The organism is Amycolatopsis jiangsuensis (genome assembly GCF_014204865.1).
GTDB lineage: Bacteria > Actinomycetota > Actinomycetes > Mycobacteriales > Pseudonocardiaceae > Amycolatopsis > Amycolatopsis jiangsuensis.
In genome coordinates, this window is record NZ_JACHMG010000001.1 from 2261858 (window position 1) to 2279399 (window position 17542).

Annotated in this window: 18 protein-coding genes; 6 read left to right on the plus strand and 12 right to left on the minus strand. The window is 70.8% G+C overall.

Going from position 1 to position 17542, the window contains the following annotated elements:
- From BJY18_RS09830 to BJY18_RS09870, 9 genes are all read right to left on the minus strand, one after another.
- Positions 1–828, minus strand: coding sequence for an ESX secretion-associated protein EspG (locus BJY18_RS09830; RefSeq protein WP_184779633.1), 828 nt, complete (start codon positions 826–828; stop codon positions 1–3).
- A 6-nt stretch (positions 829–834) separates the two neighbouring features.
- Positions 835–1995, minus strand: a complete 1161-nt coding sequence (locus tag BJY18_RS09835; RefSeq protein ID WP_184779635.1) for a PPE domain-containing protein — start codon at positions 1993–1995, stop codon at positions 835–837.
- Entirely contained in the window at positions 1992–2486 is a 495-nt protein-coding gene (locus tag BJY18_RS09840) for a hypothetical protein (RefSeq protein WP_184779637.1), read from the minus strand. The genes BJY18_RS09835 and BJY18_RS09840 overlap by 4 nt, the downstream gene beginning before the upstream one ends.
- A 132-nt stretch (positions 2487–2618) precedes the next feature.
- Positions 2619–3968, minus strand: coding sequence for an MFS transporter (locus tag BJY18_RS09845; protein WP_184779639.1), 1350 nt, complete (start codon positions 3966–3968; stop codon positions 2619–2621).
- A 36-nt stretch (positions 3969–4004) separates the two neighbouring features.
- Positions 4005–5189 carry an enolase C-terminal domain-like protein gene (locus BJY18_RS09850; protein ID WP_184779641.1) on the minus strand — a complete coding sequence of 395 codons (1185 nt, stop codon included), beginning with the start codon at positions 5187–5189 and terminating at the stop codon, positions 4005–4007.
- 95 nt (positions 5190–5284) lie between these two features.
- On the minus strand, positions 5285–6787 hold the full coding sequence (locus BJY18_RS09855; RefSeq protein ID WP_184779643.1) for an aldehyde dehydrogenase family protein: 1503 nt from the start codon (positions 6785–6787) through the stop codon (positions 5285–5287).
- Positions 6784–7689, minus strand: coding sequence for a dihydrodipicolinate synthase family protein (locus tag BJY18_RS09860; RefSeq protein ID WP_184779645.1), 906 nt, complete (start codon positions 7687–7689; stop codon positions 6784–6786). The genes BJY18_RS09855 and BJY18_RS09860 overlap by 4 nt, the downstream gene beginning before the upstream one ends.
- Before the next feature lie 81 nt (positions 7690–7770).
- Positions 7771–8499: a GntR family transcriptional regulator gene (locus BJY18_RS09865; protein WP_184779646.1), complete on the minus strand. Its 729-nt coding sequence runs from the start codon at positions 8497–8499 to the stop codon at positions 7771–7773.
- 451 nt (positions 8500–8950) lie between these two features.
- Positions 8951–9883 carry a GlxA family transcriptional regulator gene (locus BJY18_RS09870; protein ID WP_184779647.1) on the minus strand — a complete coding sequence of 311 codons (933 nt, stop codon included), beginning with the start codon at positions 9881–9883 and terminating at the stop codon, positions 8951–8953.
- Between the two features lie 71 nt (positions 9884–9954).
- On the opposite strand from BJY18_RS09870, the gene BJY18_RS09875 reads away from it, so the two are divergent.
- The 4 genes from BJY18_RS09875 to BJY18_RS09890 all read left to right on the plus strand — a co-directional run bounded on the left by BJY18_RS09875 (position 9955) and on the right by BJY18_RS09890 (position 13474).
- Positions 9955–10641, plus strand: a complete 687-nt coding sequence (locus BJY18_RS09875) for an HD domain-containing protein (RefSeq protein WP_184779648.1) — start codon at positions 9955–9957, stop codon at positions 10639–10641.
- 38 nt (positions 10642–10679) lie between these two features.
- A complete protein-coding gene (locus BJY18_RS09880) occupies positions 10680–11099 on the plus strand; it encodes a RidA family protein (RefSeq protein ID WP_184779649.1) in 420 nt (139 codons plus the stop codon).
- A 178-nt stretch (positions 11100–11277) separates the two neighbouring features.
- The gene (locus BJY18_RS09885) at positions 11278–11511 is read left to right on the plus strand and encodes a transposase (protein ID WP_184779650.1); all 234 of its coding nucleotides are present in this window, start codon (positions 11278–11280) and stop codon (positions 11509–11511) included.
- Positions 11512–12868: 1357 nt separating this feature from the next.
- Positions 12869–13474, plus strand: a complete 606-nt coding sequence (locus BJY18_RS09890) for a TetR/AcrR family transcriptional regulator (protein ID WP_184779651.1) — start codon at positions 12869–12871, stop codon at positions 13472–13474.
- A 6-nt stretch (positions 13475–13480) separates the two neighbouring features.
- Here the strand turns inward: BJY18_RS09890 and BJY18_RS09895 are convergent, their stop codons facing one another.
- On the minus strand, positions 13481–14443 hold the full coding sequence (locus BJY18_RS09895; RefSeq protein WP_184784528.1) for a helix-turn-helix transcriptional regulator: 963 nt from the start codon (positions 14441–14443) through the stop codon (positions 13481–13483).
- Between the two features lie 90 nt (positions 14444–14533).
- Here BJY18_RS09895 and BJY18_RS09900 point away from each other — a divergent pair, with 90 nt between their 5' ends.
- The gene (locus BJY18_RS09900; protein WP_184779652.1) at positions 14534–14995 is read left to right on the plus strand and encodes a nucleoside deaminase; all 462 of its coding nucleotides are present in this window, start codon (positions 14534–14536) and stop codon (positions 14993–14995) included.
- Positions 14996–15420: 425 nt separating this feature from the next.
- Positions 15421–16398 carry a chitinase gene (locus BJY18_RS09905; RefSeq protein ID WP_184779654.1) on the plus strand — a complete coding sequence of 326 codons (978 nt, stop codon included), beginning with the start codon at positions 15421–15423 and terminating at the stop codon, positions 16396–16398.
- A 144-nt stretch (positions 16399–16542) separates the two neighbouring features.
- Here the strand turns inward: BJY18_RS09905 and BJY18_RS09910 are convergent, their stop codons facing one another.
- Together BJY18_RS09910 and BJY18_RS09915 are read right to left on the minus strand one after the other, a co-directional pair.
- A complete protein-coding gene (locus tag BJY18_RS09910) occupies positions 16543–16818 on the minus strand; it encodes a hypothetical protein (RefSeq protein ID WP_184779655.1) in 276 nt (91 codons plus the stop codon).
- Between the two features lie 102 nt (positions 16819–16920).
- Positions 16921–17526, minus strand: a complete 606-nt coding sequence (locus BJY18_RS09915; RefSeq protein WP_184779657.1) for a TetR/AcrR family transcriptional regulator — start codon at positions 17524–17526, stop codon at positions 16921–16923.
- Between the last annotated feature and the right edge of the window lie 16 nt (positions 17527–17542).

A 17542-nucleotide genomic window follows, 5' to 3' on the forward strand; every position in this document is an offset into this window, starting at 1 on the left:
CTAGCTCGGATCAGACGCGTCCCGCGGGGTCCTCGGTTCCCGGTTCCCTCGAACGGACAAGACGCGGTCGAGAAGTTCGGCGATCCGGTCGGCCAGCCACGCGTCGTCCGCGGGCGTGACGGTGACCCAGCGGGTGCCGGCACTTTCCTGCACGACCGCGCCGTACCGGCCGGCCTCGGTGTCGTACCAAGCCACCGACGGGGAGCGGCCACCCGGGCCGTTCGCGGCCAGCTGCCCGTACGCAATGCGCGGGGTCGCCACCAGAGTGGACAGCCCGCGCAGGTCGGCGCCGGCGATCCCGGCCCCGGCCAGCACCCGTTCGAACGCGTCGTGCCCGCGGTCGGCGAAGGCGGTCATCGCCTCGGAGAAGGTTTCCCGCGGCAGGCGGACGGTCCGGCCCGGCCCGGGCTGCGCCGTCCCGACGATGCCCGCGGCCAGCGCCGGCACCTCGTCCGGCAGGCAGGGCCGCAGCGCCAGCTCGTCCGCGTCGAGCACGGCGAGCGCGCCCAGCCGCTGCCCGGCCGCGACCAGCGCGCGCAGCGGCGGCTCCCGGAACACCAGCAGGTCCACCGAAAACACCGGGTCGGCCAGCAACCCGCACAGCTGCGCCAGCCGCGGATGCGGCTCGTCCTCCTCGTCGAGGAGACCGGCCTCGGCGAGGCTTTCCGCGACGCTCGCCCCCAGCGCGTCACGCTCGTCCATCGTGCCGCCGTGCGAGGGCACCTCGAGCGGGTACGGGCTGGGGCCGAGGTCGAGATCGGCCCACAGCAGGTCGAATTCCAGGTGGGACAGCACGACGCCGTCCGCACCGCTCAGTTGCCTGGCCACCGGTCCTCACTCACCCAGCACGGGCGGGTAGGCCGAGGGCATGTCCTCCAGGAAATCGAAGCTGCCGCCCTTGGTGTAGCGATTCTGGTGCTCGCCGTCGCCTTCCCCGCCGCGGCCGCCGCCCATCGGCGGGAAGAAACCACCGCCCATGCCGCTGCGCGCACCGGCCGCGCTCTGCGCCGCACCGGCCGCGGCGGTCCCGGACGGGCCGCCGAACGCGCTGCCCGGCACCGCGGCGCCGCTGCCCGGCCCACCACTGCTCGTTCCGCCACCGAGCGCACCACCCGCGCTGCCCGCCCCGCCGATCCCGGCACCGATCGAGCCCGGCATCCCGGCGCCGGCCCCGGGGCCGCTCGCGCCCGGCATCCCGCCCGGCGCGCCGAAGCCGGCCGAGGCCGTGGTCGTGCCGTCCGGGTCCGGACCGCCGCCGGGGCCGCTGCCTGCGTCCCCGCCGGGGTCCGACCGCGTCGCCACCGGCGCGTCGGTGAAGTGCGGGAGCTTGTCGTGCACGCCCTTGCTGGTCGTCTCGTAGTGCTCCATCACCCGCACCGCTTCGGTCTTGGCGCTGGAGGCCTTCTTCTTGGCCGGCAGGTGGTCGTCGAGCAGCTGGTCGACCATGACCGCGCCGCTGGGCCCGCTCGCCGCCTTCACGTCGTACCCGTCACGGAACTGGTTCTCCGCCGAGTAGAACACCGGCTCGGGCATCTTGTTGCGGGCCGTGGTGACCGCGGTCGTGTAGTGATCGAGATCGTCCCCGACCTGCCGCATGGTCCCGCTCGCGCCGGCACCCCACGAGGTGAGCTTCGTGGCCGACTGCGCCGCTCCCCCGGCCGCCCCGCCACGCCAGGACAGCAGCAGCTTCTGCACCGTCTTGTGCACCGCGGAGGTGGCCGAGTCGACGTTGAGCGCCAGCTCCGCCCACTGGTGCGCGGCCGACCCCATCCCGGCCGGGTCCGCGGTCATGATCATGTCGTAGAGCTGGCGGTGCGAGTAGGCATCCCAGTTGATCTTGCCGAACGCGGTGTCCTTGCGGTTCTTCGTCTGCGTCCGCCGCGCCCGCCGCACCCGGCGCTTGTGCGCCGCGGTCTGCGGGTGATCCTCGCGGTAATAACGGTGTTTGCGGTGCTTTTCGTACGGTAACCGCTTGTAGTCCGGTTTGTGACTCATGCCCGCCCCCCTTCGTCCGCCCGGCGATGCAGCGCACCGAGCGCGTCCTGCGCGTCGCCCTCGTGGCGCACGTGCCCGGCACTCGCGGCGCGGATCGCGTCCCGCAGGGACGTCAGCTCGTCGAGGTACTGCTGCAGCACTGCCTGCACGCCCGCGTCCGCCGACCCGCGGAGCCCGAACGCTTTCCGCAGGTGAGCGGCCACCGGGCTGTAGCCGTCCTTGAGCGGGCTGGCCAGCTGTCCCGCCTGCCGCAGGTAGCCGGCGATCTCGTCCTGCCGCTTCGCGAGCTCGGCGTCGGCCGCGGCGATCTCGGCCGGATCCAGTTCGATCGTGCCGGTTTCGTCGGCGACCAGTTCGGCGTTGCCCGCACCGGACGGGTCGTGCACCGAGTCCGCGTCACGGGCGGCCCGGGAGGACGCGTGCTCGTCTTTGCCCTGCTTCTTGTGCAGCGCCCGGACGTCACCCCAGTCCGAGACGCGGTGGGAACTCACCCCAGTCCACCTCCTCGTACGCCCACGTCACGGGCGCGCGCACCAGTATGTCAGCCGACCGGGCCTCCGGCACCCGGTTCGGCGAAGTCGATACTGCGACGCGCGCACCCGCCCGCCGGTTCCCCGGCGGCGTCAGCGCGAACGAGCGAGAGCGACTTCCGGGCGGATCCCGGCGCGTCGTGGGGAGACGTACTTCAGCAGGGCGCACGCGACGAGCGCGACGACGCAGGTGGCGGCGACCACCAGCAGTCCTCCCGAGACGCTGCCGGTGCGTTCCTGCACCTGGCCCATCAGCGTCGGCGCAACGAAACCGCCGAGATTGCCGATCGAGTTGATCAGCGCGATCCCGGGTGCCGCGAGCGCGCCGGCCAGGTACTGCTGCGGAATCGCGAAGAACGACGAAGCCGCCACCTTGAACCCGACGGTCGCGACGATCAGCATCACCACCGCGAGCACCGGCGACGTCAGCGCCGCGACCGTGAGGCCGACGGCGGCCAGCAGGAACCCGGACCCGAGCACGGTGCGGCGCAGCCCGGTGCGGTCGGAGATCCGGCCCGCCAGCAGGATCGCCACGAACGCGGCCGCGAACGGGACCACCGCGATGAGCCCGATCAGGAACTCGCCCAGCCCGCCGATCCGGCGGACGAAACTCGGCAGCCAGAAGGTGACCGAATACTGCGCGAGCTGTGCGGCGAAGTAGACGAAGCAGAACACCAGCATCTGCGGATCGCGCAGCATCGACCACCGGGACGGTGCCCGGTCCCGTTTCGTGGCCGCTCGCGCGCGTTCCTCTTCTGCCAGTTTCCCGAGCAGCGCGGTCTTCTGCTCGTCGGTGAGCCACGGGGCTTTGTCCGGCGTGGACACCAGCCAGAACCAGACCGCCACGCCGACCAGCACGGCGGCGAGGCCTTCCAGCAGGAACATCCACTGCCAGCCGCGCAGGCCGGCGAATCCGTTCAGGCTCAGCAGCGCTCCGGAAACCGGACCCGCGATCACCGCGGCGATCGTCGAAGCCGAGTAGAGCGCGGCGTTCGCACGGCCACGCACCGCGTCGGGGAACCACTGGGTGAAGTAGAAGATCACCCCTGCGAAGAAGCCGGCCTCCGCGACGCCGAGCAGCAGCCGCAGGACGTAGAAGATGGTCTCGTTGTGCGCGAACACCATCGCGGCGGACACGAGGCCCCAGCTGACCATGATGCGGGTCAGCCAGAACTTCGCGCCGAAGCGCTCGAGGAGGAGGTTGCTCGGGATCTCGAAGATCGCGTAGGTGACGAAGAACAGGCCGGCGCCGAGCCCGTAGGCGGCGGCACCGATCCCGGAATCGGTCTCGATCGCGTCCTTGGCGAAGCCGATGTTGACGCGGTCGATGTAGTTGACCACGAACATGATCATCACCAGTGGCACGAGCCTGCGGAACGCCTTGCGCGTCGCGCTGTCCAGGGCTGCCGGGTCACCGGTCCCGGTGGGCGGGGAGGAGGGCATCGTTGCACCTGCCTTGTGAGGAGGAGGGAGGGCGGCTCAGTTGTCGGCGGTGACGGTCACGCTCGCCGTGGTGCGCCGGCTGATCAGCTCGTCGTCGTAGCTGACGCCGATGCCCGGTCCGGACGGCACGGGCAGGGTGCCGTCGGCGCCGATCGAGTCGTAGGCGTCGCGGTAGCCGCAGGTGTAGATCTCCGGCGACGGATCGGGCAGGTGCGGCGAAACGTTGGCCACCTCGTACAGCGACGTCGCCTGCATGCTCGCGACCAGGTGCCGGTGGATCGGGCTCGGACCGTGCACCTCGACGTTGACCCCGAGTGATTCGGCGAACTTGATCGTCTTGAGGCAGCCGGTGATGCCGAGGTCGAAGTGCGAGTCCACGCGCAGCAGGTCGGTGCCGCCGGCGAGCAGGAAGTCGGCCTTGGCCTCCGGCCCGGCCACGTGCTCGGTCTGCAGGATCGGGAGGTCGAGCGCGTCCCGCAGCTGCCGGTGGGCGAACGCGCCGACGCCCAGCGGCCGCAGCGGATCCTCGTACCAGCGGAACCCGGCCTCCTGGCAGGCCTTGCCGACGAAGATCGCGTCGGACACGGAGTCGAAGACGCAGGCGGGATCGAGCATCAGGTCGGCGCGTTCGCCGAGCTTCTCCCGCAGGTACGCGACGTTCTCGGCTTCCTCCCACTTGTCGCCCTCGTGCCAGCTGTGCATCTTGAACCCGGTCCAGCCGAGGTCACGCAACCCGCCGAAGAATTCGGCGACTTCCTCCTTGGTGGTGAGGCTGCCTTCGCGGTCACCGTTGACGCTGGAGGCGTAGGCCCGCACGCGGTCCCGCCCGCCTCCGAGGAGTTCGGTGAGCGAGACGCCGTAGACCTTGCCCGCGAGATCCCACAAAGCGTTGTCCAGGAAGCAAAGCCCGTACGAGTGCGCGGGCCGGGACAGCCTCCGGCCGACCCGCAGGATCTGCTCGCGGGCGTGCCACGGCCTGCCGACGGCGATGCGGGCGACGTCGGCGGCCTGCTGCGCCGCGCCGGTGACGGCGTGGTTCGCGTACTCGCCGACGTGCCCGTCGGTGGTGTGCACCCGCACCATCAGCACCGCGCGCTTGCCCGTGACACCGGGCTGGTAGTACCACGACCCACCGCGGTCGTCGACGTCGAACGTGCGGGTGTAGCCGGGAGTGTCCACATCGAACTGGACGACTTCGACCCTGTCGATCAGGGTGCTCATGTGCGGTTCCTTTCGGGGTATCGCCGCGCCGCGAGGGCAGGCGGCATCGGCCGGGCGACCGCGCGTGCGGTCCCGGCTTCGGCAGGAGAATCGGGTCAGGAAGGCAGGACGAGGGCTCCGTCGACGCGCCGCGGCACGAGCGCGGCCGGATCGCGGAGTTCCTCCGGCAGCACGGATTCGGGTGCGTTCTGCCAGGCGACGGGCCGCAGGAACCGCCGGATCGCGGTGGTTCCGACCGAGGTGTGCTGGGTGTCGGTGGCCGGCCACGGCCCGCCGTGGTGCTGCGCCCAGCTGACCGCGACGCCGGTGGGATAGCCGTCGAACAGCAGCCGCCCGGTCCGTCCGCGCAGCGCCTCGACGGCGGTGTCCCGGTCGGGATCCTCGCCTGCCGCACCGTGCACGGTCGCGACGAGCGAACCGGGCAGCCGCGCCAGCAGGCCAGGCAGCTGGTCGGCGCAGTAGCGGACGAAGACGGTGACCGGGCCGAAGGTTTCCGTCAGCAGCCCGGCATCGAGGTCTCGAGCGTCCACGAGCACCGCGGTGGGCCGGACGGTGAACCCTTCACCGGGTGCCTCGTCCGCGGTCAGCAGCTGCCGGCCGGACAGGCTCGCGATCGCTTTCGTGAAGGATTCGGCGATCCCCTCGTTGAGCAGCGCGGGCGGTGGGACTTCGGCGAGCGCGGCACTCGCGGCCGCGATCAGCCGGTCCCCGTCCGGTCCCGCCGGCACCAGCACCGGCCCGGGCTTGGTGCAGAACTGGCCACCGCCCAGGGTGAACGAGCCGACCACCCCGTGGCCGATCTCCGCACCTCGTTCGGCAGCCGCCCGTGCCGTCACCACCACGGGGTTCACGCTGCCCAGCTCGCCGTAGAACGGGATCGGGTCCGGCCGGCCGGCGATCAGCGCACGCAGCGCCGTGGCCCCGGAATGCCCGCCGGTGAACGAGACCGCGGTGATCGCGGGATCGGTGACCAGGGCTTCACCCGACTCCCGGCCGTACACCACCGCGATCGTGCCCCGCGGAGCGCCGGCGCGCGCTGCGGCTTCTTCGAGGATTTCGCCGCACAGCGCGGAAGTGAGCGGATGACTGCCGTGCGCCTTGACCACCACCGCACAACCCGCGGCCAGCGCGGCGGCGGTGTCCCCGCCGGGCACCGAGAAGGCCAGCGGGAAGTTGCTGGCCCCGAAGACCGCGACGGGTCCGGTCGGCACGAGCATGCGCCGCAGGTCCGGACGTGGTCCCATCGGCGTGTCGCCGGGATGGTCGATGGTGGCTTCCAGGTAGGAACCCTCCTCGACCACCTCGGCGAACAAGCGCAGCTGGTACGCGGTGCGATTCAGTTCACCGTCCAAACGGGACCGGCCGAGCGCGGTTTCCCGGTCGGCGGCGGACACCACCTCGTCCCGCCGGGCTTCCAGCCCTTCGGCCATCGCGCGCAGCAGCCGCGCCCGGCCCGCTCGCCCGAGCCGTTCCAGCCCGGCGGACGCCACTGCCGCGCGGGTGCAGGTTTCGGCGACCTCGGCACGCGTGGTCGCAACCAACTCGGTGTCGACGGCGAGGCCGGTCCGGGGATCGGTACTGCGGATCAGCTCGGTCACCGGACACCCCAGGCAGCGAGGATTTCGGCGACCTTCTCCCTGGCGGGAACGTCGAGCCGGGAGGCGGGCGGACGCACGTCGGCGCGGCCGTGGCCGATCTGGTGCAGTGCTTCCTTGACGACGCTGACGTTGTCGGCGCTGGAATCGGCCAGCCGCAGGTGCTCGAAGTCGCGAATGCTGTCCCACACCTCCATCGCGGCCGGGAAGTCCTTGGCCACCAAGGCTTCCTGCATCCGGAGTGACAGGTGCGGCGCCACGCTGACCAGGCCCGACGTGAAACCCGCGGCGCCGACCGCGGCGTAGCCGGGCGCGGAAAGCTCGGCCAGTCCGGCGATCCAGGTGAACCGGCCGAGCCCGGCGGCGCGGGCCACCGCCCCGAAGCGGGCGGGATTCGGCACGGCGTACTTGACGGCGAGCACGTTCGGGCAGGCGTCGGCGAGGACGGTGAAGTCCTCCGCTTCGATCCGGGCGTCCCGCACGTAGGGGATCACCGCGAGATCGGGCGCCGCCGTCGCGATCTTCCGGTGGTAGCCGATCCAGCCGGCACGGGAAACGTAGGGATGTACCGGCTGGTGCACCATCACCGCGTGAGCGCCCTGGTCACGCGCATGGTGCGCCGCTTCGATCGCGGTCGCGGTGTCGAACCCGACCCCCGCGACGAGCAGTGCCTCATCCGCTGCCGCGGCCGCGGTCAGCTCGACCACGGTGCGCCGTTCGGCGGGCGAGAGCGGGTAGAACTCGCCGGTGTTGCCGTTGACCGTGAGTACGCGCACGCCGCCGTCGACCATCCGCCGGACGACGCGTTCGAAGGCCGCGACGTCGATCTCGTCGTCGGCGGTGAACGGCGTCGGCGTGATCGCCACGACGTCGGCTAGGCGGCGCCGGAATTCGTCCAGATCCATCGTTCTCCTTCGTGGGAGGGAAAAGGGCACAGCGAGATCGCCGCGAAGTCCAGCGGCTCGCGGTGCCTGTTCGCCGGAGGTTCAGCCCGCGGCGGCGATGCCTTCCCCGGTTTCGGTGGTCAGCAAGGGAATCGTCCGCTCGACGAACCCGGTGACGTGCTCGTGCAGGGCCGCCGCGGCGGCCGCGGCATCGCCCTTGGTCGCGGCGGCGAGAATGCCGCGGTGCTCCTCGGCCTCGTCCCGCCAGCCACCGGCCGAACGCCAGCCCGAGACACTGACCAGCGCGGTCTGGTCCTTGAGCCCGTCGAGCGTCGAGATCAGCAGCGGATTGCCGCAGCCGAGGTAGAGCGCGCGGTGGAACTCCCGGTTCGCCAGGCTCATGCCGGCGGCGTCTCCCGACTCGCCCGCGGCCACCGCGCGATCCAGCGCCCGCGCCGCGACCGACACGTCCGCACCGTTCGCCACCGCGCGCCGCACCGCTTCGGGCTCCAGCAGCAGCCGCAGGTCGTAGATCGCGGACGCCGCTGCGGCGTCCAGCTCCCGCACCACCGCGCCCTTGAACCGGCTGAGCACCACGAGCCCCGACCCCACCAGGGTCTTCAACGCCTCGCGCACCGGGGTCTTCGACATCTGCAGCACCTCGGCGATGTCGGCCTCCACCAGCTGCTGGCCCGGCCGCAGCCCGCCGGTGAGAATTCCGCGCTTGATCGCCGCCAGCGCCCGGTCGGTGCGGTTGGCCAGCGGGTCCACTTCACCGTCGGCGAGCGCCAGCCGGAACGCGGCGGCCACCTCGGCGGGAGCGCCGTCCATCATCCCACCCCTTCGGTCGATCGTATATTAGATACGAGAGACACTAGGTCGGCACAGGAGGCGAGTCAAGCGAGCCCCGCTCGCTGTGGCTCGCCCGGCAAAGCAAGCGCTCAAGGTGATTCGCTGCCTCGGCCGGTGTCCCATGCCACGAACTGCCCGACGACCAGGATGGGTCGTGAGGTTCCGGATCGGCTGCGACCTTCCAGCTGAGCGTCCCGTGACGGCGCTGGGCTGCTCAGCGCCCGTCGCCGAGGTCAGGCGGCCGGGGCGACCGTCGCGGCGAGTTCGCGAGCACGACCGTGGGCGTCGGCCATGGATGCCTTGTGTATCGGGAGAAAACGGTGTGTGCGGGGCCGTGGTCATCTCGGGATCACGGTGGCGACTGCGAGTCCCAGCTGACTCTCGTGCCGGGGGTGTTGCGCACCGGCGCTTCCGGTCTCCGCCGTGCCGGTCAGCTCCGGAAGGTGCGCCGGTAGGCGGTGGGAGTGGTGTCCAGCGCGCGCCGGAAGTGGAGTCGCAGATTGGCGGCCGTGCCCAGCCCGCATTCCCGTGCTACGCGGTCGATCGGCTGATCGGTGGTCTCCAGCAGTTCCCGTGCCCGGCCAAGACGGGCGTCGAGCAACCACCGCAACGGCGTCGTCCCGGTCTCCTCGGCGAACCGGCGGATGAGGGTGCGCTGCGAGAGGCCCGCGTGCCGGGCGAGCTGGCGTAGCGTGAGCTGTTCGCCGAGACGGTGCAAGGCCCATTCACGGGTGTCGGACAGCGACGCGTCGCCGGCTGCCGGGACGGGGGCGGGCACGTACTGGGCTTGCCCGCCTTCGCGGTGCGGGGCGGCCACCAGGCCGCGGCCGATCCGGTTGGCCGCTACCGCGCCGAGATCGCGGCGCACGATGTGCAGGCACAGGTCGATGCCGCAGCACACTCCGGCGGAGGTGAGGACGTCGCCCTCGTCGACGTAGAGCACATCGCGATCCACGGACACAGCGGGGAATTCGCGCTCGAACTCGTCGATGTACTGCCAGTGGGTGGTCGCGCGCAGCCCGTCCAGCACGCCCGCGGCGGCCAGCGCGAAGGCTCCCGTGCAGATCGACACGATCCGTGTGCCCTGTTCGTGCGCCTCGGCCAGTGCGGCGAGCATGGCTTCCGGCGGCAGGCCGGGCGGTTCGGACCCCGGCACGATCACGGTGTCGGCGGAGCGCACCTGTTCCAGGCTTCCTTCGGCGACTACCGCGAAGCCCCCTGCGGTGTGTGTCTTCGCGCCGAAGGTGCACACGGTCGTCTCATACGGGGTCTCCGGGCGAGAGGAAAAGATCTGCGCCGGGATCGCCAGGTCAAGGGGCATGACCCCGTCGAGGGCAAGGATCGCGATCCGATGGGCCGTCATGGCAATATACTATCGACATGTGGTGATTTTGCCTATCGCCAGGTCAGGCCGTCCTCAGGCAAGCTCAGGACATGACCACACGTACTCCCGAGGCGCCACTGGCGCAGGCGCATGACCTGATCGCGTTGCCCGGTACCCCGTTGACCGAGGCCGTGGTGGAGCTGATCCGCCCGGCGCAGACGCCGCCGGTGTTCAACCACAGCATCCGCAGTTACCTGTTCGCCCGGCTGCTGGCCGGCCGCCTCGGCCTGGCCGCGGGCAGCGACTACAACGACGATCTGTTGTTCACCGCGTGCGCGATGCACGACCTCGGGGTCGCCGCGGACGGCCCTGGCCGGCAACGGTTCGAGGTCGAAGGCGCCGATCGCGCGGCCGAATTCCTCGTCGGCCGCGGAGTGTCCGCATCGGACGCCGACCAGGTGTGGCAGGCGATCGCCTTGCACACCTCGACCGGCATCGCGAACCGCCGGGGCACGCTGTGCATGCTCGTCCGCGAAGGCGTCGCGCTCGATTTCGGCGGCCCGATGGGGAACGCGCACGTCGAAGCGGTCAGCGACGAGCAGGCCGATGCCGTGCACGCGGTGTACCCGCGACTGAACATGATCGGTTCGCTGGTCGACGCGATCGTCGCGCAAGCCGCGAAAGACCCGAAGAACGCGCCCCGGTACTCGATCCCCGGCGAGCTTCTTCGCGAACGCGAGGAGTTCGGCCGGACCAGGATGGAGCGATCCTTCCGCTCGTCCCGCTGGGGCAACTGAAACCCACGATTCAGCATCAACGAAAGGGAAACACCGCCATGAGCATCCACCCCGTCGAAGTCCCCGAGGACTCCGAAGTGTTCGGGAAAACTGTCAGCGCTTTCGCGAACTTCGGCTACTCCGCCGCCGTTCGCTCGCACGGGCATCTGTTCATCGCCGGCACCATCGGCCGCCGGGCCGACGGGACCATCCCCGACGACATCGAGGAACAAACCGAGATCGCCATCCGCCGGATCGAGGAGATCCTCCGGCTGGAAGGGCTCGACCTGTCCGCACTCGTCGACGTCACCAGCTACCACGTCGATATTCACCAGCACCTGCCCGGCTTTTCCGCGGCCAAGGCGCGGCTGGTCAAGCCTCCCTATCCGACCTGGTCGCTGATCGGGGTCAGCGGGCTGGCCAGCCCCGGCCTGCTGGTCGAAATCCGTGCCACGGCCGCCTATCCCGACCAGTCCTGACAGACCACCGCTCCTGGGCCGGGTCCGGTCCGGCTCCAGGTGCTGCGCCCCGGGTTCTGTGCAGGCTCTGGTCTCAGGGAGGACGCAGAGCATGCCGGCACCGAAGAAGTACAGCGACGAGCTGTGTGAGCGGGCGACGCGGCTGGCGTTGGCCGCGATCGCGGCCGAGGGGTAGCGGATGGCGGCGATCCGTCGGGTCGCGGGCCAGCTGGACGTTCATCCGGAGGCGTTGCGGGCGTGGGTCAAGCGCGCCGAGATCGACGCCGGCACGGCACCAGGCCGCACCAGCGACGATGCCGCGCGGATCGCCGAGCTGGAACGTGAGGTGCGTGAGTTGCGGCGGGCGAATGAGATCCTGAAGACGGCGTCGGCGTTTTTCGCCGTGGCGGAGCTCGACCGCAAGACCAAATAGCCTTTGACGGTTCCGCGGATCGGCGGGAGGTTCCGCTCGCGGTGGTCATCGACTATATCGATGGCCACCGCGAGCGTGTCGTTGAGGGGAAGAAACTCGGGGTCGAGTCGATCTGTGCAGTCTTGAACGACGCGGGTGTGCAGATCGCTCCGAGAACATATTGGGCAGCGAAGAAGCGCGCACTATCGAAACGTGCCTTGCGTGATGCGGAGCTGGTCATGGAGATTGAGCGGGTGTTCCGGACGCCGCTACCGCGCCATGCGCGAGGCAGGTGCGCTCCGAGACACTGTCAGTGGGGCAGCAGCTTCTGCCCGACGTGGGCTCTGGCTGCTGCGGCTGCAGTGCCGTCCCGCTGCCGCTGCCCACCTGGGCGATGTGCTTGCCGCGCGCGACGACGTTTCCTGGGTTGCGCTGCACTCCGGCGGTGCGGAGCTGATGTGCACCACGACCCTGCCCGCCGATGCGGCCTGCGGCACGGGAGTGCTGCCCCGGATCTCGCACACGGCAGAAGTGCTCTCGTTCACGACTCACCTGGTGCTGCACTCGTACTCCGGCGGTCCTGCCGAGTGGTCCGGTCTCGAGGAGCCGCTGAGCGAGGAAGCGGAGCGACATCTCCTCGACGGGCGCGATCCTCGCCGGTGGAAGGAGACATACAGTCCCGTACTCCTCGAAGACCGCGCGCTTGTGGAGGCGCTGCGCCGGGACGGCAGGGCCACCACGTCAGCGCTGTCCCGTACCCTCGACTGGCCACTGTCCCGCGTCAGAGGTCGTCTCCAGGCGCTCCTGGACAGTGGTGCGGTCACCGTGGACGTGGACGTGATGTCGGAAGCGTTCGGCTACCGGGTTTCGGCCACGCTGCTCCTGCAAGTCTCCCCGCACCTCATCGTCGCGGTCTGCGAGACGCACTCCTCGCATCGGCAGGCCAGCTGGGTCGCTGCGGTCACGGGCTCTGCGAACATCGTGGCCGCGGGGACCTGCCGCGACAGCGCTGAGCTCTTCATCTACATCACCGAGCAGCTGGGGAGCCTCCCCGGGGTGCTCCACGTCGAGGCTGTGCCGCTGCTCAGCAGGCTCAAGCAGGCCGCCACTCGAGTGGCCGGCGGCCGCTTTGTCTGGGCCTCGCGCTTTTCACGGAGAGATGCGCTCACGCACGGCACAGCTGACAGCGCGGGATCGGAGCGGCCGGCAGTCTCGCGGCACGCCGGGACACATCCGGCCGATGAGCGCCGTCCGTGCTCAGCCCGGTGTCGTTTTCGCTCTCGTGTGGCCGGACCCGGGTTCCTCCACCAAGCAAGCGCTTACAATCGAGCTCGCCGGCAGCCGCATCCGCCGCCGGGACGACGAGGAGGTTCGCCGGATGACGACGGTTTCCGACGACCTGTGGCCCGACGTGCAGCCCGAGACCGCGCGCCGGCTGATGCTCGCCGGGGTGGAGTCGTTCGCCGAGCGCGGTTACCACGCCACGACCACCCGGGACATCGCCGGCGCGGCCGGGATGAGCCCAGCCGCGCTGTACGTGCACTTCCCGTCGAAGGCGGCGCTGCTGTTCGCGATCAGCCGAAGCGGACACGAGCAGACCCTGGCGCTGGTGGAAGCGGTCCTCGCCCGCAGCAGTGACCCGGTCGAGCGGATCCGGCTGGTGGTCGAGGACTTCGTCGCCTGGCACGCCCGTCGACACACCGTCGCCCGGGTCGTGCAGTACGAGCTGAACGCGCTGCCCGAGCAGGAGCACCAGATCGTCAGCGAGCTGCGCCGGCGGATCGAGCGGCGGGTACGGGAGGTGGTCACGCACGGTGTGCGCGACGGCGTGTTCACCGTCGCGGACCCGCACGTCGCGGCCCGCGCCGTGCTGTCGCTGGGAGTGGACGTGGCCCGCTGGTACAGCGAGCGGACCCGGCAGGCGCCGGACGAACTCGGCAAGGAGTACGGCGAACTGGTGCTGCGGATGCTCGGCGCGCGCTGAGTGCGGTCAGGTCGACGGCACCGCGCGGGCGAACCGCTCGGCGATCCGGGCGAGCCGCTGCGCCAGGCCGGGTGGCGCGTCCTCCAGCACGAACTCGAAGTCCCACTGCGCGAGGTGGAACGGGACCGCGTCGAGGTCATTCGCACCGGTGCGCAACCGGCAGCTCCCGGCGTCGATCGGCTCCACCACGCCCACGGACGGCGGGATCCGCGCGGTGAGTTCGTGCGCGGGCACCGACACCCGCAGCGTCATCTGGTGCGCGTAGGGCGCCGAGGAGATCCGCTCGGCCACGTAGGCTGCCAGGTCCTCGGCAGGCGGTTTCCTCGGCGGGAAGCGGAAACCCGGCACCGGGCAACCGTCGATGCGGTCCAGCCGGAAGGTGCGCCAGTCCGCGCGGCCCAGGTCGTAGGCGACCAGGTACCAGCGCGATCCGGTGTGCACCAGACTGAGTGGCTCGACGTCGCGTTCGGCGACGTCGCCGCCGCGCGTGCCGTAGGTGAAGCGCAGCCGTTCGTGGTCCCGGCAGGCGGCCGCGACCACGGTGAGCAGCTCCGCGTCGATCACCGGCGCCCCGCCCGGCATCCGGACGAGCGCGGAGTCCATGGCCCGCACCCGGCCGCGCAGCCGGGCGGGCAGGACCTGCTCGAGTTTCGCCAGCGCGCGCACGGACGTCTCCTCGATCCCGGAGACGGTGCCGTTCGCGGCCGTGCGCAGCCCGACCGCCACCGCCACCGCCTCGTCGTCGTCCAGCAGCAACGGCGGCAGCGCGGCACCCGGGCCGAGCCGGTAGCCACCGGCCACGCCCGGCGTCGCGTGCACCGGATAGCCCAGCGTGCGCAGCCGTTCGACGTCGCGGCGGATCGTGCGGACGTCCACCCCCAGCCGGCCGGCGAGGTCCGGACCAGGCCAGTCGCGGCGGGCCTGCAGCAGGGAAAGCAGCCGCAGCAGACGCTCGGACGTTCCGTACATGCCGAGCACTCTGCCAGACAACGCGGACATCCTTGGTCCTCGATGGTGTGCGGCTTGCCGATCACGGCCCCGACGGGCGAAGGTTGACGCATGCCGATCGACCCGCAGCAGCTGCTCGCCGTGGCCCGCGAAGAAGCCGAACTGGGCAGGGCCGAAGGCGGTGTCCCGATCGGCGCGGCCCTCTTCGACCGCGATGGACGTCTGCTCGGCCGCGGCCACAACCGCCGCGTGCAGGACGACGACCCGTCCCTGCACGCGGAGACAACCGCGTTCCGCGCCGCCGGCCGCCGCCCGCACTACCGCGACACGATCATGGTGACCACGCTGTCTCCGTGCTGGTACTGCAGTGGCCTGGTCCGCCAGTTCGCCATCCCGCACCTGGTGATCGGCGAATCGAGCACCTTCACCGGCGGCCACCCGTGGCTGGCCGGCCACGGCGTCCGGGTCGACCTGCTCGACGACCCCGCGTGCACCGCACTGATGACGGAGTTCATCCGGCAACGACCGGACCTGTGGGCCGAGGACATCGGAGAACCGTCCACTTCGGACTGATCCGGTCCCGGGCCGGGCGAGTCCGGCAGCAACGGTTCGTGAACCGCGCACGTCGACCCGAGCGAGCGTGTCCGCCGACGAACACGTCCCTGCTCAGTGAGTGCGTCCGCCGCGTGAGGCATCTTCCCTGGTGAGCGCGTCCTGCTCCGGCGAGCCAATCCTCCACCGACGAGCGCGTCGTCTGACGAACAGGTGCAGCCGGTGGTTACCGCTCACCGGCACCGGCGCCGGGGCGGTGACCTCGGCGGTTCCGGGCGGTGTTTTTCCGCCCGCCGCGACGTCTTGACAGTTCCCAATGGTCTAGTCCATTGTGACGGCACCCACATCCCCGCCGAGTGCCGGAGAGCCGATCACGCCGCGTCGCGCTTCGCCAGGTGCTCCGCCCCCGTACGCCGGGTGGCGTACGGCTTTTCGCTGGAGGACCCATGAAATCCCTGCGTCGCGTCAGCACTCTCGCGTTCGCCGCCGGCGCCGTGCTGGCCACCACGGCCGGTGTCGCGCCGTCCGCGCTCGCCGCACCGTCCGCACTCGCCGCGCCGGACCCGGTGGTCGCCTCGCCCTACCTGTACCAGTGGGGCGGCCAGTCCGACCCTTCCGCGGCGATGGACGCCACCGGGGTCAAGGCTTTCACCCTCGCCTTCATGCTCTCCAGCGGCGGCTGCACCCCGGCCTGGGACGGCTCGCGCGCGCTCGACGGCTCGGACAAGGCGTTGATCCAGACCATCCGGGACGCAGGCGGCGACGTGATCCCCTCGTTCGGCGGCTGGTCCGGCAGCAAACTGGGCCCGCAGTGCGGCTCACCCGAGGAGCTGGCCGGCGCCTACCAGAAGGTGATCGACGCCTACCAGCTCAAGGCGATCGACCTGGACATCGAGAACACCGACGAGTTCGAGAACGAGGCCGTGCAGGACCGGATCCTGAACGCGGTCAAGATCACCAAGGACAAGAACCCCGGCCTGCGCGTGGTGATCACCATGGGCACCACCCCGGACGGCCCGAACGACTGGGGCAAGCGGCTGATCACCCAGGCGAAGGCACTCGGCGCGGACGTCGACGTGTGGTCGGTGATGCCGTTCGACTTCTCCGACGGGGGTGACATGGCCGCCATGACCGAATCCGCCGTCGACGGTCTGGCGGCGCAGCTGCAGTCCACCTTCGGCTGGGACGAGGCCACCGCCTACCAGCGCAGCGGACTGTCCTCGATGAACGGGAACACCGACAACGCCGGGGAATCCGTGTCGGTGGACGATTTCACCAAGATTCGGGACTACGCGAGCAGCCACCACCTCGGCCGGCTCACCTTCTGGGCGACCAACCGGGACTGCTCCGGCGGCAGTGACTGCAGCGGCATCGACCAGGAGCAGTACGCCTTCACCAAGATCGTGGCCGGCTACCAGGGCTGAGACGCCGGACAGACCCGGTACCGGCGCCGGACAAGCACCGGTCTGACTGCGGGGACCTTCCGTCCGGGGAAGGTCCCCGTTCCGGCGTTCGTGACCCATTGCGCGCAACCGGCCAAACGGGGGACGCTGGATCGAGTGACCTACTCAGGCAGCGAGGGTGACCGACAGCGCGGCGACGCCCGCCTCGGTCAGCTCCGCGGTGACCAGACCGACGCCGGCCGCGGTGGTGCCGGTGGCCGGGCGGACGTAGCCGCCGCGGGCGAGCGCGTGCGCGGTCATCTGGTCGCAGCAGGAGAAGCCGTCGATGAAGAGGTCGGGTTCGCAGCTGGTGGACATTTCCGCACGCTGCTGCGCGATGGCCTTGAGCATCGCCATCGCGCGATGGGACAACTCGACGGGGGCCTCGTCCGAACCGGACACCGGAATCGCCTTCTTCCTGGTGGAGCTACTTACTCAGTGTCATCGGCCGTTGGGCCGAATGTGTTAACAACCACACTGTAACGCGCCTTCCTCGAAGGTGACTCACGACACCCTGGTTTCGCCGAGCCGGGCCTCCAGCGTGGCCGCCCATTCGCGCACGATCTGGCGACGGCGGCGGGTGTCGTCGGTGAGCAGATTCGCCAGGCCCAGGCCACGGGCCAGGTCGAGGGTGGCCTGGACCAGCTCGCGCACCCCGGCACCGGCCTCGTCGACGCCCAGTAGTTCGACCGTGACGCGATGCGCCTCCCGGCCGACCCGCGCCTCCAGCGGCACGAGCACCGCCCGCAGCTGCTCGTCGGTGGAGGCGACCGCCCACAACTGCAGCGCGGCGCGGAACATCGGGCCGGTGTAGAGGTTGAGCACCATTTCGACCACGCGTTCGATCCGCGGCGAGCCGGCGGGCAACCCGGCCGCCCGCGTCCGCAGCTCGTCCAGCTGTGCCTCGCCGAGCAGGTCCACCGCGGCCGCGACCAACGCTTCACGGGTCGGGAAGTGGTGCTGTGCGGCCCCGCGGGAGACCCCGGCGCGCTCGGCGATCAGCGCCACGGTGACGCCGTGCCAGCCCCGTTCGCCGAAGCACTCCATGGCAGCCTCGATCAACCGCCGCCGCGTCGTACGGCTGCGTTCCTGCTGCGGTTCGCGGAGCATCAGACCGGCCCGCGCC